General features: G+C 45.0%; 13 protein-coding genes. 7 read left to right on the forward strand and 6 right to left on the reverse strand.

What is annotated here, in order from left to right; translation table 11 throughout:
- Window positions 1–45 precede the first annotated feature (45 nt).
- Entirely contained in the window at window positions 46–666 is a 621-nt protein-coding gene (locus ABDD94_RS05790) for an RDD family protein (RefSeq protein WP_345948476.1), read from the forward strand.
- 81 nt (window positions 667–747) lie between these two features.
- Window positions 748–2,883 (forward strand): (E)-4-hydroxy-3-methylbut-2-enyl-diphosphate synthase, encoded by a 2,136-nt coding sequence (gene ispG / locus ABDD94_RS05795; RefSeq protein ID WP_345955979.1) that lies wholly within the window; start codon window positions 748–750, stop codon window positions 2,881–2,883.
- On the opposite strand, the gene ABDD94_RS05800 is transcribed toward ispG, so the two are convergent.
- Window positions 2,880–3,341: an energy transducer TonB gene (locus ABDD94_RS05800; RefSeq protein WP_345955052.1), complete on the reverse strand. Its 462-nt coding sequence runs from the start codon at window positions 3,339–3,341 to the stop codon at window positions 2,880–2,882. The genes ispG and ABDD94_RS05800 overlap by 4 nt on opposite strands.
- Before the next feature lie 116 nt (window positions 3,342–3,457).
- Window positions 3,458–3,757: a hypothetical protein gene (locus ABDD94_RS05805; protein WP_345955053.1), complete on the reverse strand. Its 300-nt coding sequence runs from the start codon at window positions 3,755–3,757 to the stop codon at window positions 3,458–3,460.
- 232 nt (window positions 3,758–3,989) lie between these two features.
- Here ABDD94_RS05805 and ABDD94_RS05810 point away from each other — a divergent pair, with 232 nt between their 5' ends.
- Window positions 3,990–5,108 carry a histidine kinase gene (locus ABDD94_RS05810; protein WP_345955054.1) on the forward strand — a complete coding sequence of 373 codons (1,119 nt, stop codon included), beginning with the start codon at window positions 3,990–3,992 and terminating at the stop codon, window positions 5,106–5,108.
- On the forward strand, window positions 5,105–5,839 hold the full coding sequence (locus ABDD94_RS05815) for a LytTR family DNA-binding domain-containing protein (RefSeq protein ID WP_345955055.1): 735 nt from the start codon (window positions 5,105–5,107) through the stop codon (window positions 5,837–5,839). Before ABDD94_RS05810 ends, ABDD94_RS05815 begins: the two co-directional genes overlap by 4 nt.
- On the opposite strand, the gene ABDD94_RS05820 is transcribed toward ABDD94_RS05815, so the two are convergent.
- Window positions 5,832–6,518, reverse strand: a complete 687-nt coding sequence (locus ABDD94_RS05820; protein ID WP_345955056.1) for a hypothetical protein — start codon at window positions 6,516–6,518, stop codon at window positions 5,832–5,834. The genes ABDD94_RS05815 and ABDD94_RS05820 overlap by 8 nt on opposite strands.
- 200 nt (window positions 6,519–6,718) lie before the next feature.
- Complete coding sequence (locus tag ABDD94_RS05825; RefSeq protein WP_345955057.1) at window positions 6,719–7,456, reverse strand: energy transducer TonB; 738 nt, start codon at window positions 7,454–7,456, stop codon at window positions 6,719–6,721.
- A gap of 85 nt (window positions 7,457–7,541) precedes the next feature.
- On the opposite strand from ABDD94_RS05825, the gene ABDD94_RS05830 reads away from it, so the two are divergent.
- On the forward strand, window positions 7,542–9,281 hold the full coding sequence (locus tag ABDD94_RS05830; RefSeq protein ID WP_345955058.1) for a thiamine pyrophosphate-dependent enzyme: 1,740 nt from the start codon (window positions 7,542–7,544) through the stop codon (window positions 9,279–9,281).
- 99 nt (window positions 9,282–9,380) lie between these two features.
- On the opposite strand, the gene ABDD94_RS05835 is transcribed toward ABDD94_RS05830, so the two are convergent.
- Window positions 9,381–10,382, reverse strand: a complete 1,002-nt coding sequence (locus ABDD94_RS05835) for an MBL fold metallo-hydrolase (protein ID WP_345955059.1) — start codon at window positions 10,380–10,382, stop codon at window positions 9,381–9,383.
- 138 nt (window positions 10,383–10,520) lie between these two features.
- On the reverse strand, window positions 10,521–11,795 hold the full coding sequence (locus ABDD94_RS05840) for an amidohydrolase family protein (protein WP_345955060.1): 1,275 nt from the start codon (window positions 11,793–11,795) through the stop codon (window positions 10,521–10,523).
- A gap of 106 nt (window positions 11,796–11,901) precedes the next feature.
- On the opposite strand from ABDD94_RS05840, the gene ABDD94_RS05845 reads away from it, so the two are divergent.
- Together ABDD94_RS05845 and ABDD94_RS05850 are read left to right on the forward strand one after the other, a co-directional pair.
- Window positions 11,902–12,471: a sigma-70 family RNA polymerase sigma factor gene (locus ABDD94_RS05845; protein WP_345955061.1), complete on the forward strand. Its 570-nt coding sequence runs from the start codon at window positions 11,902–11,904 to the stop codon at window positions 12,469–12,471.
- Complete coding sequence (locus ABDD94_RS05850) at window positions 12,455–13,228, forward strand: hypothetical protein (RefSeq protein WP_345955062.1); 774 nt, start codon at window positions 12,455–12,457, stop codon at window positions 13,226–13,228. Before ABDD94_RS05845 ends, ABDD94_RS05850 begins: the two co-directional genes overlap by 17 nt.
- Window positions 13,229–13,251 lie beyond the last annotated feature (23 nt).

The raw sequence follows: 13,251 nt of genomic DNA on the forward strand, positions 1-13,251 counted from the left end.
ACTAAAAGGTTACTTTTGCCCGGCCTGTTAAACACAGCGTACTGCATGGACAATTTTTATGTAAAAGATAATGACGGCGAAAAAGGTCCGTTTACGTTTGAAGAACTGACTGATGGTCGCCTGGAGCCTAATGATATGGTACGTACCGATTTTACCAGTTGGGAAAAAGCCAGTGATATTTTAGACTTCGCAGAATACTTCCGGTACGAGGGTTACTACTTTGCTACCGAAACCAACCTGGCTAGTTTTTGGATACGCCTACTTGCCTTTATCATAGACCATGTCATTGTTTCCTTTTTGATAGGCTTCGGTTTTGTGTTATTTGCCGATTATCTTCCGTTTAGTATCAATACCTTTAACATTGAAGAACCGCATACGCGGGATCTGGTTCAGCGTATTTATCTGATCACACTTTTTGTTTATAACCTGTTGTTGTGTGCACTGCCTTTAAGCAGTACTTTGGGGCAGGCCCTGTGCCGGTTAGTTATAGTGGATGGCGAGGGCAGGAAGATAAACCCATTAAAAGCAATGATTAGAAGCGCTGCTAAAATATTTTCTTTTTTGTTTTGCGGCGCTGGTTTTTGGAGCGTGCTTTTTATGCAGCACAAGCAGGGCATACACGATATGCTGGCTAAGACGTACGTGATCAGGAAGGACGAGCTTTAAATTAACATTCTCTTGAAACAAGCATAAGCGGATAATGCTTAACTTTGTATTTATAATCAAAGTTATCTCTCTGTGCATATGATGAATGCTGATGCTGTAAAAGTGCTGCCTGGCCGTTATTGTAACTCATTAACCCAATACTCCCGTTTTGTAACCCGCGAGGTAACCATTGGCGATGTGCCAATGGGTGGCAGTAACCCCATCCGTATTCAAAGCATGACCACTACCGATACCATGGACACCATAGGTACGGTAGAGCAAACCATTCGTATGGTTGATGCCGGTTGTGAGTATGTACGTATTACGGCACCCAGTATAAAGGAAGCACAGAATTTAGCCGAGATTAAAAAGCAGTTACGTGCGCGTGGTTACACGGTGCCGCTGGTGGCCGATATTCATTTTACGCCCAATGCTGCTGAGGTGGCTGCCCGTATTGTAGAGAAAGTACGCGTTAACCCTGGTAACTACGCCGATAAAAAGAAATTTGACGAACTGGAATATACCGACCTGGAATACCAGGGCGAACTGGACCGTATCTTTCAAAAGTTTACCCCGCTTGTAAATATCTGCAAAGAGTACGGTACCGCCATGCGCATCGGCACCAACCACGGCTCGCTGAGCGACCGCATTATGAGCCGGTATGGCGATACGCCGCAGGGCATGGTAGAGTCCGCCATGGAATTTATACGCATGTGCGAAGCTTTGAATTACTATAACCTGGTTATTAGTATGAAAAGCAGCAACCCGCAGGTAATGGTACAGGCTTACCGTTTGCTGGTTGATACTATGGTGGCTGAAGGCATGAACTATCCGCTGCACCTGGGCGTAACTGAAGCCGGCGATGGTGAGGATGGCCGTATCAAATCGGCGGTAGGCATTGGTACCCTGCTGGAAGATGGCCTGGGCGATACCGTACGTGTATCCCTAACCGAAGAGCCTGAGGCTGAAGCGCCTGTAGCTATTGCATTAGTGAACCGGTATTTAGAGCGGGGCGCAAAGGGCGTGGAAAAAAATCAAGAGTCACAATCCATAAGCAAGGTATCTTCTGCCATTCCTCTAATAGCTCCGATCTCCGCTCCTCAGCATAGCCCCTATGAGTATCAAAAGCGTGTTACCGATGAGGCTAACGCCTTTATTGGCGGGCATATGGTACCACGTGTGGTGCTGGATTTGAGCACGAGTAACCTGAAAGACCCATCTGTATTGAATGATGCCGGTTACCTGTACTCGCCCGTGCTGGATAAATATAATATGGCCGATCAGTCGGTTGATTTTGTTTACCTGGCCAATCAGCTGCCTTCGTTTACCTTTCCGGGTAATTTAAAGCAGTTATACAATTACACCACCTGGCAAACCTTAACACATAAAAAGAATTGCCACCCGGTATTTACGTTAGCCGAATACCTGGCAGCCGAAGACCGTTCATCAGCTTTAAACCTGGTGAAGATTGCCCTGGCCGATTTTGATGCCGCCCAGCTAATTAAACTCGCTCATGATGATAAAGGACTGGTTTTGGTTTTAGAAACTGATGCACTGCACGGCATGGCCGAGCAGCGCTCCTTCTTTTTCAGATTAGCAGCGGCGGGCATAGCTACGCCGGTTATTATTAAAAGAAGCTACGGGTTTGGCGCAGAGAGCCACGAACAGGGAGCAGAGCAACTAAACATAGCACCAAATACCGGTACATCGTCTATAGTTAATGCTGATAACTCCAAAGTTTTAATTTCTGCTACCCACCCAACTGATCAGGTAACTGAATTGCAACTTTATGCCGCTACCGATATGGGCGCTTTGCTGGTTGATGGCTTTGGCGACGGGGTTTGGATTGATGCACCCGGTATGCCGCCTGCGGTAATTACCTCAACAGCGTTTGGCATTTTGCAAGCCACCCGTTCGCGTATATCTAAAACCGAATACATCAGCTGCCCAAGCTGCGGACGCACACTGTTCGATTTGCAGGAAACCACGCAAATGATCCGCAGCCGCACCAGTCACCTCAAAGGACTGAAAATTGGCATTATGGGCTGTATTGTGAACGGCCCGGGCGAAATGGCCGATGCTGATTATGGCTATGTAGGTGCTGGTCCGGGTAAAATTACATTATACCGGGGTAAGGAAGTAGTGAAAAAGAATGTAAACACCACCAGCGCATTAGACGAACTGATTGGCATCATCCAGGAGGATGGCAACTGGGTTGATCCAGCTGTGACGCTTTAAGAAAATAAAATAGGTAAATAATACTGTACTCTAACTGGTTTTCCTTTCTGTTTACCCGGTATCCAACGTGGTGAATGTTTAAGCAGTCTGATAGCTTCCCTGTCGGTTTTAGCACTACAGCTTCTTATTATCTTGATGTTAGACACTGAGCCATTCTTTTCTATAACCACACATGCAACAACCCGGCACTGAACTCCTTTAATAGTGCGGATATTTTTAGTGATATAATCCTTAAAACCTTTATCCCCGCCCGGAAATACCGGAAAAATTTCGGCATAGTTGTAAATGCCGCCTTTTAAAATCATCTGTCTTGATGGTCCACAAACCGGTTCATCAATTCGTACGGTTTGTGCGTCTGGCTTAGGTTTGGGCATGGCCTGTTGCTGTTGTGCCTGCGGCGGTCCACAAGCTGTACTCCAAGCACATAAACATAGAATAGCAGCAGCAAAGATTTTCATTTTTGGTAATTGGTAAATGAAGGTAAGTATTTGATATGTAATTTAAAACCACTTCACAAAAAAAGCGGTACCAGCCTCGCGCCAGCACCGCTTACGTTCATTAAAACAAAAAATCTTTATGGCTTCAGCTTAAATGAAGCCGCCAATACATTTTTATTTTCCCGATAGTTTTGTTGGGTAAGCAGGCTGTCTAAAATCCGGTTCAATGCTTTTTGTACCTTCTTTTTACTGATGTTAAGCCGTGCGTTTATAGTTTCGGTATAAATAAGCTGCGAGTTATCGTCATAAAACTTTACGGTTTGCATTTTGGCTTTAGGGCTTTCGCTTTCAATTACCCAGGTGGCGTGATTTGTTTGTGCATAACTTTTTAAAAAGTAAACGGTGATAAGGGTTAAGGTTAAAAATATCTTTTTCATGGTGCTTTAATTGTTAACCAAATTTATCCTGACTTCCTGTTCTTTAAAACAGCAGTAGTTACACACCATGAGTTAACTGTTAAACCGTGCGTTTTAACAGCCAAACACAGTTGGTATGCATTAAGCATGCGTTTGCACCAAATCATCTGTTGTTGGTCGATGAAAGGGTGTTTTTAGTCTACATTTAACATAAACATTGGCTGATTTTGCTGACTTAGAGTAAATTAGTAGAATGGAAAGCAGCACGGTTATAACTATAGGAAAACTGCAAATTAACAGAGTAGCACAGCATGTAATTTTCTGGACAGTTATATTTTGGCTATTTGCTGGTATGTACGCCGTAAAAAGCACATTTTGGGTTTCCTTTCGCAATAATCTTTTCTATGCGCCTATTCACATGACTTATTTTTACGTGCTGGCCTATTTCCTGCTACCTAAATATTTGTACAGAGGTAAGTACGTAGGTTTTGCACTCAGGTTATTGGTTCTTATGTTTTCTGTTATCATCTGTAGTCGGCTGGTAGATATCTTCATAGCCAGTCCTTACATTATTCAGCAATTTCCAAACATTGAGCAGGAGTTTGTAGATAGTATTTATAAACGCACCTTCTTGCAAAAAATAACTGATGAGGTGCTTTTTATAAACGCATTTAAAATGATGCATTTTGTGGTGTGGGCGGCCTTGGGTATCAAGCTTTTCCGGATGTGGTACGAGCGCAAGCAGGCAGCATTACAGGCCGAGTTAAGGGCACTTAAGGGACAAATACACCCTCATTTTCTATTTAATACCCTTAATAATTTATACGCACTTACACTTACCAACTCATCTAAAGCATCGCAGGTGGTGCTGGGTCTTTCAGATATGCTGCGGTATATGCTGTATGAGTGTAACACACCTTACGTAAGTCTGCAAAAAGAGGTGTTGATGCTGCAGCAGTACATCAGTTTGGAAAAGATCCGTTATGAAGAGCGCATAGATCTGAATTTTACGGTAAGTGGTAATTTGGAAAATAAGTTGACTGCACCGCTCATTATGCTCACTTTTATTGAAAACGCTTTTAAACACGGCGCCAGTAATACAGTAGGTGAGGCCTGGGTAAATATTGATCTTCAGGTTAACAATGAACAGCTTAAACTTAAAGTAGCCAATAGCAAGCCCGAAACAACGCCTGCGGATGCAGATGTGCATCATGGCAACATAGGTTTGCAGAATGTTAGGAAGCGCCTTGAACTACTATATCCATCTGCCTATCAGCTCAAAATAATGGATGATGAAGATACATTTCTGATTGTATTAGAACTTACCATTATTTCGCAAAACCAACCTGTGCCTAACCTAACCTCAGCATGAAAATACGCACCCTTATTGTTGACGATGAACCACACGCCATTGAGGTGATTGAAAATTACCTGGGCAATTTTGACCAGATGGAAATTGCCGGTCGCTGTAACAGCGCAATACAGGCATTCCAGATTATACAGCAAAAACCAGTAGACCTGATGTTTCTGGATATTAAGATGCCGGGCATTAACGGCAATGATTTTTTGCGGAGCCTGAAGAACCCGCCGAAGGTAATTTTCACTACAGCTTACAGCGAGTTTGCATTGGAAGGCTTTGAATTGAATGCGGTTGATTATCTGCTAAAGCCGATTTCGTTCGACCGCTTTTTACGGGCCATGGATAAGATTTATCAACTCAATGAGCACCATAAACAGGCTGCCGTGCTGTCGCATGAAGTTCCGGTTGGCGATACCGACGCTTATCTGTACCTCAAAGTAGAACGTAAAACCATAAAGCTCAACATCAACGATATCTTGTGGATTGAGAGCCTGCGCGATTATGTGAAGGTGGTTACGGCCTCGCAAGTATACATTAGCAAGCAAAAGATCAGCTTTCTGGAGGAGATGCTGCCCGAGCGGCGATTTGTGCGTATTCACCGTTCGTTTATCGTGGCAATTTCAAAGATTGATTCCTTTTACGCTACCGTAGTAGAAGTAAGCGGGCATGAATTGCCAATAGGCCGCAATTACAAGCAAGACTTGCAAAAGCGGTTAAAGGCGGAGAATTTGCATTTTAGTTGAAAAAAATAGGCACGGTATACTGAACTCTTACCACTTTATCAAGTATTTGACCGGGCGTCCATTTGGGCGATAGTTTGAAAATTCTTATTGCTTCATTAACGGCGCCCTCGTCTTGGTATTTTCCGATGGCATGGATGTCGCTTAAAGAACCATCTGTTTCAATAACAAAGGTTAAGACTAGCCTGCCTGGCGTTAATGCCTTTTTCTTATCCAGATTTTTATCTAAAAAGTCTTGAAAATTTGCAGGAGGTTTAGGTAAGATTTCAAAAGAACCAAATATCCCATCGGGAAACTTACCGGAAGATGTAGCATTCAACGTGCTTGAGACAGTGGCTTTGCTACTGCTTCTTGTTGTATCCTTAACGGATGTCGCTTTTACATTTTGTGCATGCGCTTTGCTTGCAAACCAATTGAAACCAATAAGCACCATAGCAGCCGATAGCCATTTTTTCCATAGCGGCAAACTTGGCGGTGCTAATTGTTCTAATTTAAACCTGCCGCAAATATTATAATTGTTTTCTGCCAAAATTCGCTCAAACTCTTCAGCTTTACTGTTGGTAAAGTCATGAACTTTTTTTTGACACTTATCGCACTGCCGGCCACCTTCGGTTTCGGGCATAGCTTCCCAATTTGCATTACAGCGAAACTGCAATTGAACGTTTTTAATTTCGTTAGCCATTTGAATAAAGATAACGCTTAATTCAAAATTATAAAACCTTAAAGGCAATCGGTGTATATAACAACAAAATTCCTGAGAGATAGGACAAAAAGCGGCAGAGCAATAGTGGAGATGTTAATATCCACGGTTAAAAAGGGATATACGTTCCACCGACGAATAAACAGGATTTGCAAAATCGATTAAAAGCGGAGACCTGGATTTTAGTTGAAAATAACCGGTACAACATACTGCACCCTTACAGGTTCGTTGTTTTGCTTACCTGGTATCCATCTGGGTGAAAGTTTAAGCACTCTAATGGCTTCCTTTAAAGCGGCCGGTTCTGTACTCGGGCCAACAGGTTTAATGTTACTTAGCGAGCCGTCTTTTTCTATGATAAAGGCTATATGTACCCGGCTCCTTTTTACAGTTTTACCTGACTTTAAATGTTTATCCATAAAAGCCATAAACTTTTTTTCTCCACCCGGAAACACAGGTACAACTTCTACTGATGTAAAAACATCATTCGGCGAAATTTTCACTTTTTTGCATGATGAGGCAAGTTGTTTAATGACATCCGGTGATACTTCTCCTTTAACATCTTCTTGCTCAGCAGTATCGAGCGGAATTAATGGGGTACCTGTTAAAACAGTTGCTTTTCGCTCCTTGTCTTGGCATGCTGCTAAGTTAAACCCTACCAATAGCATAGCAGCCGAAGCCCATTTCTTCCACGTAGAAATTCTATCCGGTGCTGATGTTACCTGTGTCTTAATGAAACGCCCACATATGCTGTAATTATTCTCTGCCAAAATTCGTTCAAACTCTTCAGCTTTGCTGTTGGTAAAGTCATGAACCTTCTTTTGACATTTATCGCACTGCCGGCCACCTTCGGTTTCGGGCATAGCTTCCCAATTGGCGTTACAGCTATACTTCAGTTGAATGTTTTTAATTTCTTCAGCCATTTGTAATAAAGATAGCGCTTTATGTAAAATTAAAAAACCCGGTAAAGGCAATCAGGTTATCTTAAGTAATTAAATACCCTGAAGTATGGCCCAAAAAGTAGCAGAGCAAGTGGTGGAGATGTTAACAGCCGCCGGTGTAAAAAGAATATATGCCGTAACCGGCGATAGTTTAAATCATGTAAATGATGCCGTAAGGCGTAGCGATAACCGCATGCAATGGATACACATGCGCCATGAGGAAGCGGGTGCCTACGCCGCCGCCGCCGAGGCCGAACTGTTAGGTATTGCCTGTTGTGCAGGCAGTAGCGGCCCGGGCCACGTGCATTTAGTGAATGGTTTGTACGATGCGCACCGGTCGGGCGCGCCGGTTATTGCTTTAGCTTCTACCTGTCCGTCGCACCAGTACGGTACCGAATACTTTCAGGAAACCAATACCATAAAATTGTTTGATGATTGCAGCTATTACAACCAGTTAGCCACCACCCCGGCACAACTGCCGCGTATGCTGCAGGCCGGTATACAACACGCTATTACTAAAAAAGGGGTATCGGTAATAGGCTTACCCGGCGATGTAACCGAAATGGAAGCTGCAGAAACGCCATCAGCCTTAAAGAATTACCATACCAACCCGGTGATACGCCCAACCGACCGTGATTTAAACAACCTGGCGGCATTGATTAACGAACACGAAAAGATCACTATATTTTGTGGCATTGGCTGCGCCAACGCGCATGATGAGGTGGTGGAGTTATCTAAACGGATAAATGCACCCGTAGGCTACTCGTTCCGCGGTAAGATGTTTGTGCAGTATGATAACCCTAACGAGATAGGGATGACTGGTTTATTGGGCTTGCCGTCGGCATATCACGCCATGCACGAGTCTGACTTGCTGATACTGCTGGGTACCGATTTTCCGTATGAGCAGTTCATGCCTAAGGAGTGTAAGATTGTGCAGGTGGATATTAAACCCGAACGCATTGGCCGCCGCGCCAAGGTGGATGTAGGCTTATGCGGTAAGATTGAAGATACGCTCCAAGCGCTGTTGCCACTCATACTACAAAAAACCAACGATAGCTTTTTGCAGGAGCAACTTAAGCTCTATGCGCATGTAAAAGATAATCTTCGTACTTACATAGATGATAAAGGATCGGTTAATAACATTCACCCGGAGTTTGTGGCCGATGTGCTGGACAGGCTGGCTAACCACAATGCTATATTTACAGTAGATACCGGCATGTGCTGCGTGTGGGGTGCCCGTCATATCCACGCTACCGGAAAACGGAGTATGATTGGCTCTTTTAACCACGGCTCTATGGCCAATGCCATGCCGCAGGCCATTGGTGCAGCGCTGGCTTGCCCTGACAGGCAGGTGATTGCTATGGCCGGTGATGGTGGTATCTCTATGTTACTGGGCGATTTGGCTACCATTGCGCAGTATAAGCTACCTATTAAAATAGTGGTTTTCAACAACCGCTCTTTGGGTATGGTGAAATTAGAAATGGAAGTAGCTGGTCTGCCCGATTGGCAAACCGATATGGTTAACCCCGATTTTGCATTAGTAGCGCAGGCTATGGGTATTAAAGGTGTAAAAGTAACCGACCCCGACCAGGTTGAGCAAGCCATGCGCGAAGCCATGATGTTTAACGGCCCTGTATTGTTAGACGTAATGACTGATCCTAATGCTCTGGCAATGCCGCCTCGTGTAGAGTTTGGACAAGTAAAAGGAATGACCCTGGCTATGTCAAAACTAATGCTTAACGGTCAGGCTGGCGAAGTTTGGGACACTATTAAAGCCAATTACAAGCATATTAAAGAGGTGTTTTAATAGCTGGCAGCAAGGGTATAACATCGAAGATATCACGTACGAAGAACTATATGTTGCTTTGACCTGTACCAAACGACCGATTTTAAGCAACATATAATTCTAACTTTTATATTTTATCCACCATTCTGAGTTGAAATCTGCGCCGGTTACCTCGGTAGGTCTGCCCGGTTCAGGTACAAAAAGAGTGATGCTTTCTTTTGCGGCCAATTCCAGTAGAATCTCAATAGGCTCGTACCAGGCATGTAAGGCCAGATTAAAGGTGCCCCAGTGTATGGGCATCATTTGCTTGCCTTTTAAAGCTTTATGTGCATTAAAGGCACTAAGCGGCCCCATATGTATATCTGGCCAGTTTTTACCATAGGCGCCAATCTCCAGCATGGTTAAATCAAACGGGCCGTATGCCTCACCAATGTCGGCAAAGCCGTTAAACCAGCCTGAATCTGCCCCAAAGAATATATTATGCGTATGCCCTTTTATTACAAAGGCCGACCATAACGTCTCATTACGGTTAACAATGCCCCGGCCCGAAAAATGGCGGGTAGGTGCGGTGGTAAGTGTGCAATCGTTGCCAATTTGCGCTGTATCGCCCCAGTCCATTTCGGTAATCAGGTGGTCGGCAACGCCCCATTGGCGCAGGTAGCGGCCAACACCTAACGAGGTGTAAAATGGTATATTCAGCTTAGCCAGGGTGCGTATGGTAGCGTCATCAAAATGGTCGTAGTGATCATGCGATATAAGTACGGCATCAAGCTTAGGCAGGCTATTTAAAGGCAACGGGGCAGGAAAGAAGCGTTTTGGACCGGCCCATTGTACGAAAGAAGCGCGGCTGCTCCAAACGGGGTCAGTTAAAATGCGCTTGCCATCAATTTCTATAAGCTGGCTTGAGTGCCCCATCCAGGTTACCCGCAGGCCGCTTGCCGGCGGCGTGTGGTACACCGATGCATCAGTAGTAAATGGTCCAAGTGTTTTACGCGGTGTGTTTTCGGCTTTGTTTACAATATATTCCCACATAATGGGCAGTAACTTATTAAAGCCGGCTTCGTCGGTAGGTATAGGATTTTGAAATTTGTTGCCCACTTTGCGGGAACCTTTAAGTTGCATACGTAACTGAATTAAAGGCAGCAATATACAAGGCAACAAGCATTTTATACCAATTGTAAAATAACTTTACATTTTCCTCATATAAGTGCAGGGAATTAAGCACCGGATTTTTTGATAAAATAGCTAGAAGTCTATTGGTTATTTTACCCTTACGCCATCTTTAATCACCATTCTAACCATTTTTACCGCCGTAATATCTTCAGCCGGGTTACCCTCTACAGCAATTAAATCGGCCATGTAACCGGGCTTAATCAAACCTAAGTGGTTCAGCTTAAATACTTCTGCGTTTACCGATGTGGCTGAGCGTAGGGCGTCCAGCGGTTTCATGCCGTAATCAACCATCAATAGCAATTCTCGGGCGTTGTCGCCGTGGGCAAATACGCCAACATCGCCGCCAAAGCAAATGGTAACGCCTGCTTTAAGCGCATTGGCAAAGCTGATGTGTTTCTGTTTGATGCGTTCAGGCTCAGGGTCTATGCCTTTTCTCCATCCTTTATAGCTGCTGGTTGCCTCACCGGCGGCGAGTGTGGGACACAAGGCTACGTTATGTTCTTTCATTAGTTTAAATATCTCCGGCGTGCCGTTGTCGCCGTGCTCAATAGTAGTTACACCTGCCAGCGTTGCCCTGCGCATACCCTCGGCCGTACTGGAGTGTACTGCCACCATGCGTCCGCTGCTGCCGGCCACCTGCACGGCCAGTTTCAATTCTTCCAGCGTAAAGGTAGGCGCAGCTTGATCGCCAAGTCCCCAGCGGTAATCAGCGTAGAGTTTTATCACATCGGCACCATGGCCAATTTGCGAACGGATAGCGCGGGTTAAACCCTCGGCCCCGTCTGCTTCCTCGGCACCTTGGGGTAAGCTAATTTCGGCTACGGGGCTTTTAGGGCCATAGCTGCCGGTAGCTACAATAGCCCGCGTTGCCGTCAGTATACGTGGACCCGGTATCAGGCCTTTATTGATAGCTGCCTTTAAGCCCACATCATCATAGCCGGCCCCTTCGGTTCCAAGCTCGCGGGTGGTGGTAATGCCGGCCATCAATGTTTCGCGTGCATGTGCCACGGCGCGGGCCGTACGCTCGGCACGGCTCTCGGTAAGCACCTGGTCGTTCCAGGTGGTTTCGTTATAGGGGTGCAAAAACAGGTGCGAGTGGCCTTCAATCAGTCCCGGCAGTAAGGTCATGCCTTTTAGTTCGGTAACGGTGGCTTGTGCAGGTACTTTTATTTGGTTGGCTGGCCCTGCTGCTGCAATCTCTTTGCCTTGCACCAGCACCACCCAACCTGTATGCAGGTCATGGCCATCAAATACGCGATCGGGCTTAAACAGTGTATAAGGCGCTGCGGCTGGTAGTGTTTGGGCACTCAGGCCTAAGGTTGTCAATAGTAATAATAAGAGTGCAGGCAGGATTTTTTTCATAGCGGTTAAAGATATAAAAAGTGGTTTATTGCGCTTTTATGGATATTTTTAAAAAAACTTTAAAGGTGATGCAACCATTTGTCGCTATCTGCCATCTTCATAACAAATGATGTTTTTAAAACATAAATATTCAACCGAAGACCTCATCGCAAAATGTAAAGCAGCTGACCGCAAGGCACAGGAACTACTTTACAAACAGTTTGCTGCAAAAATGCTGGCCGTGTGCATGCGTTATGCGGTAGATAAGATGGAAGCTGAAGATATGATGCAGAACGGTTTTGTACGCGTGTTTCAGAAAATAAATGATTACCGGGGCGAGGGGAGTTTTGAGGGATGGATGCGCCGCATTATGGTGCATGCCGCTATTGAGTATTACCGCAAGCATCATAAAATGACGCTGGTAGATATGGAGGAAAGCGGTTACGAGCCACCGGTTAACGCTGTAGCTGCATCAAGCCTGGAGACAAAGGATTTGCTGCTAATAGTTAATCAGCTACCGGCAGGTTACCGCATGGTGTTTAACTTGTATGCCATTGAGGGCTACTCACACCGCGAAATTGCAGAGATGGCCGGCATTACTGAGGGTGCGTCCAAATCACAATTATCGAGGGCGCGCACTTTATTGAAACAAAAAATTGAACAAACTGAGGGAACGAGATATGAATATGCAAGATAACGAACTGGACGACTTGTTCCGTACAAAGCTGGGTAATTTGGAGGTTGAGCCTTCGGCCCGCGTTTGGGGAAACATATCGGCTGAGTTGGGTACACCCCAAAAGCGTTCATTAGCGCCTGTATGGAGCATAGCCGCCAGTATACTGGTAGTGCTTGGCATTGGAAGCTTGTTTCTGTTAAACAAGCCGGCTAAGGTAGCGCAAAATCAAGTTGCCGTAAACCGGAACAAGCCATTAGTGAAAACCATTGAAAGAGAAGTAAAGTTGAAAATGAGGTCGCCTGAAGCATTGCAAACTTCAACTTATGAGCAACCTGCTATACAAAACGTAATGCAGGTAACTGGGGTAAAGCATCGTATCAGTTCTGGCAATCAGCTGTCCAATAAACGCATTGAACCGGCAAACGAGCCAGCTAATGATCAGCCCACCGTGCAACCTGTACCGGTACTGGCGGCCGTGCCGGCACAAACTATCCCTAATGCGGTAGTGCCCGAAATGCCTTTAACCAATAAGCTTGATGAAAATGATGCAGCTGCTTTAAAACCGATTACCCAACCAGCTGTTGAACCGGCTATGGCACACCAGCCAGAAAAGAGGAGAAAGCGTGGCATCAGTACCCTGGGCGGCCTTATTAATGCGGTTGTAGCCAAGGTAGATAAACGTGAAGACAAATTGATCGAATTTACCGAAACCGACGACGACCAGGCGAATGTTACCGGGCTAAATCTGGGTATCATCAAAATAAAGAAAGAAAAATAAATCCCTAATCTATTATACTTAAC

Source organism: Mucilaginibacter sp. PAMB04168, assembly GCF_039634365.2.
Taxonomy (GTDB): domain Bacteria; phylum Bacteroidota; class Bacteroidia; order Sphingobacteriales; family Sphingobacteriaceae; genus Mucilaginibacter.

Coding starts and splice junctions, on each gene's coding strand:
- ABDD94_RS05805 (WP_345955053.1), bottom strand. CDS start 3,757: ATGAAAAAGATATTTTTAACCTTAACCCTTATCACCGTTTACTTTTTA.
- ABDD94_RS05825 (WP_345955057.1), bottom strand. CDS start 7,456: ATGGCTGAAGAAATTAAAAACATTCAACTGAAGTATAGCTGTAACGCC.
- ABDD94_RS05810 (WP_345955054.1), top strand. CDS start 3,990: ATGGAAAGCAGCACGGTTATAACTATAGGAAAACTGCAAATTAACAGA.
- ABDD94_RS05835 (WP_345955059.1), bottom strand. CDS start 10,382: ATGCAACTTAAAGGTTCCCGCAAAGTGGGCAACAAATTTCAAAATCCT.
- ABDD94_RS05790 (WP_345948476.1), top strand. CDS start 46: ATGGACAATTTTTATGTAAAAGATAATGACGGCGAAAAAGGTCCGTTT.
- ABDD94_RS05830 (WP_345955058.1), top strand. CDS start 7,542: ATGGCCCAAAAAGTAGCAGAGCAAGTGGTGGAGATGTTAACAGCCGCC.
- ABDD94_RS05800 (WP_345955052.1), bottom strand. CDS start 3,341: ATGAAAATCTTTGCTGCTGCTATTCTATGTTTATGTGCTTGGAGTACA.
- ispG (WP_345955979.1), top strand. CDS start 748: ATGAATGCTGATGCTGTAAAAGTGCTGCCTGGCCGTTATTGTAACTCA.
- ABDD94_RS05850 (WP_345955062.1), top strand. CDS start 12,455: ATGAATATGCAAGATAACGAACTGGACGACTTGTTCCGTACAAAGCTG.
- ABDD94_RS05820 (WP_345955056.1), bottom strand. CDS start 6,518: ATGGCTAACGAAATTAAAAACGTTCAATTGCAGTTTCGCTGTAATGCA.
- ABDD94_RS05845 (WP_345955061.1), top strand. CDS start 11,902: ATGATGTTTTTAAAACATAAATATTCAACCGAAGACCTCATCGCAAAA.
- ABDD94_RS05815 (WP_345955055.1), top strand. CDS start 5,105: ATGAAAATACGCACCCTTATTGTTGACGATGAACCACACGCCATTGAG.
- ABDD94_RS05840 (WP_345955060.1), bottom strand. CDS start 11,795: ATGAAAAAAATCCTGCCTGCACTCTTATTATTACTATTGACAACCTTA.